Below are 3,154 nucleotides of genomic sequence, written 5' to 3'. Positions count from 1 at the left end.
ACGTTCCAGTTCTTTTAAACGCTGGCGCTCATCGGTACTCAGTCCACCATCATCAGTGCTGACGGGGCTGATACCCCCACGGACATCATTTTTATGCTGAAGTAACCAGGCTCGCAGAGTGTCGTAATGGCATCCGATTTTTGACGAGATGGCACGAATGGCATCTGGCTCAGAGTCATACTCATCACGGTGTTCCAACAACATTCTGACTGCGCGCTCACGCAATTCAGGGGGATAGCGTTTGGCAGATTGTGATTTCATTTTGGGTCTCCTTTCACTAAGAGTTTAGTCTCCAAGAAACCCGGTACGGTTCAGTATCTTGTTCATTTACGGTTCCTCTGTGCGTGATTACTGTGCCCCGGTGCCGGGCATAAACTGGTTCGGGTTGACTTTCCCCAACTGCTGGAGCATCTGGTCGGTGTTAAAGCCGTTCATGTTGTTGGGCAGGGATGGAGATGGCACCGGGCTACCGCCTTCACCCTCTGTTTTTGGCTGCGAAGCATCTTGCGCCAACTCTTCAATGGTTTTCAGCTGGAAGCCGTCCTGGAAGACCACCGTGACCTCATTACCCGCCCCGATAGGGATTACCGGGTGATACTGCTCTGCGCGTTTGATGTAATAGTCACCCAACGTCTGAGCGGCTTTCGATGCCCCTCCGCCGATGCCCATTTTCAGGACATCCGCGGCCCCTATCGACGCGGTTGCCCCCAGCCCCACTGCCGGTTGAGAGGCGGTTTGCGCCCCCTGCCCGATACCGTCAACGAAGCCGGCGCCCCAGGCCCAACCGAGGATTTTTCCGTTGCGCATCACCACTTCACCCTTGATGCCGTTTTTGCCCATAAAGCTCACATGCCCGGCAATCGGCTGGTCGATGGTGACACCGTGTTTCAGGCAACTGATGTTGCGTGTGCGAACGATGGCCCGCTCACTGGAAACGTCGCCCCAGGCTTCCAGGCCGACAAAGCAGCCGGTCAGGTCGTAGGTTTTGCTGTTGGGCATCTCAACCCGCCCGGTCAGGCGCACCTGCATCGGCACCGTGGATTCATTCCCGGTGACGGACGCATTGGCATCAGCCCCTTCAATCAGCATCGATTTGGCAAAACTGCCAGAAGGGATATACGGCAGCGAGGGGCCTTTGTTCCCGTAGCCATAGCTGAACGTTTTACGTCGCACCTGATTTGGCACCGGGATGGACTGATAACTCACCTGCGGCGGTGGCGTCACGCCATTACCGGGATAGAAAGCCGTCGGCGGGGGTACCGCCCCCCTGCCCTGCGGCGGGAAACCCACGGGCTGCGGCTCACCTTCCGGTCCCGGTGGCGGTGATGGCGGCTGCGGTGCCGGTTCGCCCGAACTGGTGACTGGTTTCGCCCCCAGCGCACTCACCTGCGCGGCCAACGCCGCATTGTCCCCGTTGAGTTTGTCAATCTGGCGTTGATAATCCGCCTGCCCCTTACTGAGCAACTCCATCTCACGACGCATCGCGTCGTACTGTTTCTGCATGCCGGCGGCGGTCGCCTGCATTTCGGTCGTCGCATGCTGCTGCACCTTCTGGTCAAAGGTACTGTCTACCACGCCGGTCATGTCCGGGGCCGGCTCGTCTGTCGCGGGCGCTGCATCGCTTCCCGCGTGGCGGGCTTCCGCCAGATACCAGCCACCGCCCCCGACCACGCCGAGGGTGGCCAGCACAATTCCCAGCCAGATAAACTGCTTGCGTTTTACGACTGCATTAATACTGGCCATCCACTGCCCCTCCGCCACTGATGATGAAGACCTGCAATGCACCGCCCGCCATCACCTGGCGTGCAGGTTCGGCGAACAGCACACCCCGGATGCCGTGCTGCCAGAAGTCACTCTCTGTCAGGTTGCGGGCGCTGGCGGTGCTGTTGGTGACGCGATAGCTGACCACCTTCAAATGGTTGCCCACCCAGACACGCTCAGCGCGGGCAACCAGGCCCACGGGGGCGCTCAGCCGTTCGTTCGTCACCGGAATACTCTGCCAACCGGACGGCAGTTTCCCGCCGAGCAGAAGCTGACTGAGCGACACCAACATGGCTTCATACGGGGAAGATTCTTCCCAGCTCCGAGCCGCCTCACCGGTACCGGAGAGTTCACTGACCAGACGTATCGTCCGGCCCACCCCCGCACGGGGCACCGCCTGCACGGAGAAATTCAGGCCGCGTTCCGTTTCCAGAATGAAGGTGAACGGTTTTTTGTTGAGGGTGCTGACGATGACGCCGCCGCTGGCGGTCTGCTCCTGCCGGGTCAGTTCACCGTCAAGGCTGGTCAGTGCCGTCACGCGGTCGCCCGCCACGGTAAACAGATTGGGGTCAGTGTTACTGACAGCGATACTCGCTTGCCCCCCGTTCGCCAGCGGCACGACGGTAGCGAACACCGCCGCCGGGGCTGCCGCTGCATGCCCGGTCACCAGCATCAGCAACGCGATTAGCGTAATACGGCTATTTTTGTGCATCGCTAATTTCTCCGAAGTGAACCAGCCAGCTAACCCCGTCCTGGCGTTCGAACTGCAAGACATACTGCTTCAGCTCGGGGTAAGGTCTGGAATCGCCAATCCAGGTCTTCAACTGTCCGCGCACATCAACGCGGCTGCTGCCCGGATACACCTTCACGCTGGTCATGTAGAAGGCCGAGTTGACGTTGTTGTCCTTGATGCGCGCTGCATCTTCTGCCAGTTTGATTTTTAACGCGTTCTGGGACGCCGGGCGGACATATGTCAGCAGTTGTTCGTGTGAGGCATCTACGGTTTCCGGCGTGACGTTGACACGCAAGGCAATGAGTGAGAGGGCCATTTGTTGCAGGTACGACGCATCGGCCTGATTCTGTGATACGGCAAACGGTGCGTTGTAGAGCATCGGCGTAACCGCCACCTTTTGTTCGTTCTGCAGGCGATAGTTGTTAATGCCCTGAATGACGTTGGTGCTGAGGCTCAGCAGCAATAGCGTCCCCAGCGAGAGAAACCCGATGGCGATAACGCGCTGTGTACTGAGGCGTGCTCCATGATCCATCTGAATAATCCTGTCTATTTGATCCACTGCCGATAGCAGGAGTCCGGTACGTCGTGGAAAATGCCCCTCAGCAGGGAAGTCGGCATATACCAGTACACCAGGTCCCGGGTCATGTATTCAATGTGTAG

Annotated in this window: 5 protein-coding genes; all 5 read right to left on the bottom strand. The window is 58.8% G+C overall.

Features of this window, described 5'->3' with window-relative positions; all coding sequences use genetic code 11:
• On the bottom strand, positions 1-261 hold a 261-nt coding region (locus U869_RS0125080; protein ID WP_025124011.1), incomplete at its 3' end, for a transposase.
• 87 nt (positions 262-348) lie between these two features.
• A complete protein-coding gene (gene traB / locus U869_RS0125075) occupies positions 349-1,743 on the bottom strand; it encodes an F-type conjugal transfer pilus assembly protein TraB (RefSeq protein WP_025123681.1) in 1,395 nt (464 codons plus the stop codon).
• Positions 1,730-2,473: a type-F conjugative transfer system secretin TraK gene (gene traK / locus U869_RS0125070; RefSeq protein ID WP_025123682.1), complete on the bottom strand. Its 744-nt coding sequence runs from the start codon at positions 2,471-2,473 to the stop codon at positions 1,730-1,732. The genes traB and traK overlap by 14 nt, the downstream gene beginning before the upstream one ends.
• Positions 2,460-3,026: a type IV conjugative transfer system protein TraE gene (traE, locus tag U869_RS0125065; RefSeq protein WP_025123683.1), complete on the bottom strand. Its 567-nt coding sequence runs from the start codon at positions 3,024-3,026 to the stop codon at positions 2,460-2,462. The genes traK and traE overlap by 14 nt, the downstream gene beginning before the upstream one ends.
• Before the next feature lie 14 nt (positions 3,027-3,040).
• A partial coding sequence (locus tag U869_RS29675) for a type IV conjugative transfer system protein TraL (RefSeq protein WP_025124010.1) occupies positions 3,041-3,154 on the bottom strand: 114 nt, incomplete at its 5' end.

This window comes from Serratia sp. H1w (assembly GCF_000633355.1).
Lineage (GTDB): Bacteria > Pseudomonadota > Gammaproteobacteria > Enterobacterales > Enterobacteriaceae > Chania.
This window is presented reverse-complemented; position numbering and strand designations above follow the sequence as displayed.

Excerpts from the sequence above, each read along its gene's own strand:
- traB (WP_025123681.1), bottom strand. The coding sequence starts at position 1,743 with ATGGCCAGTATTAATGCAGTCGTAAAACGCAAGCAGTTTATCTGGCTG.
- traK (WP_025123682.1), bottom strand. The coding sequence starts at position 2,473 with ATGCACAAAAATAGCCGTATTACGCTAATCGCGTTGCTGATGCTGGTG.
- traE (WP_025123683.1), bottom strand. The coding sequence starts at position 3,026 with ATGGATCATGGAGCACGCCTCAGTACACAGCGCGTTATCGCCATCGGG.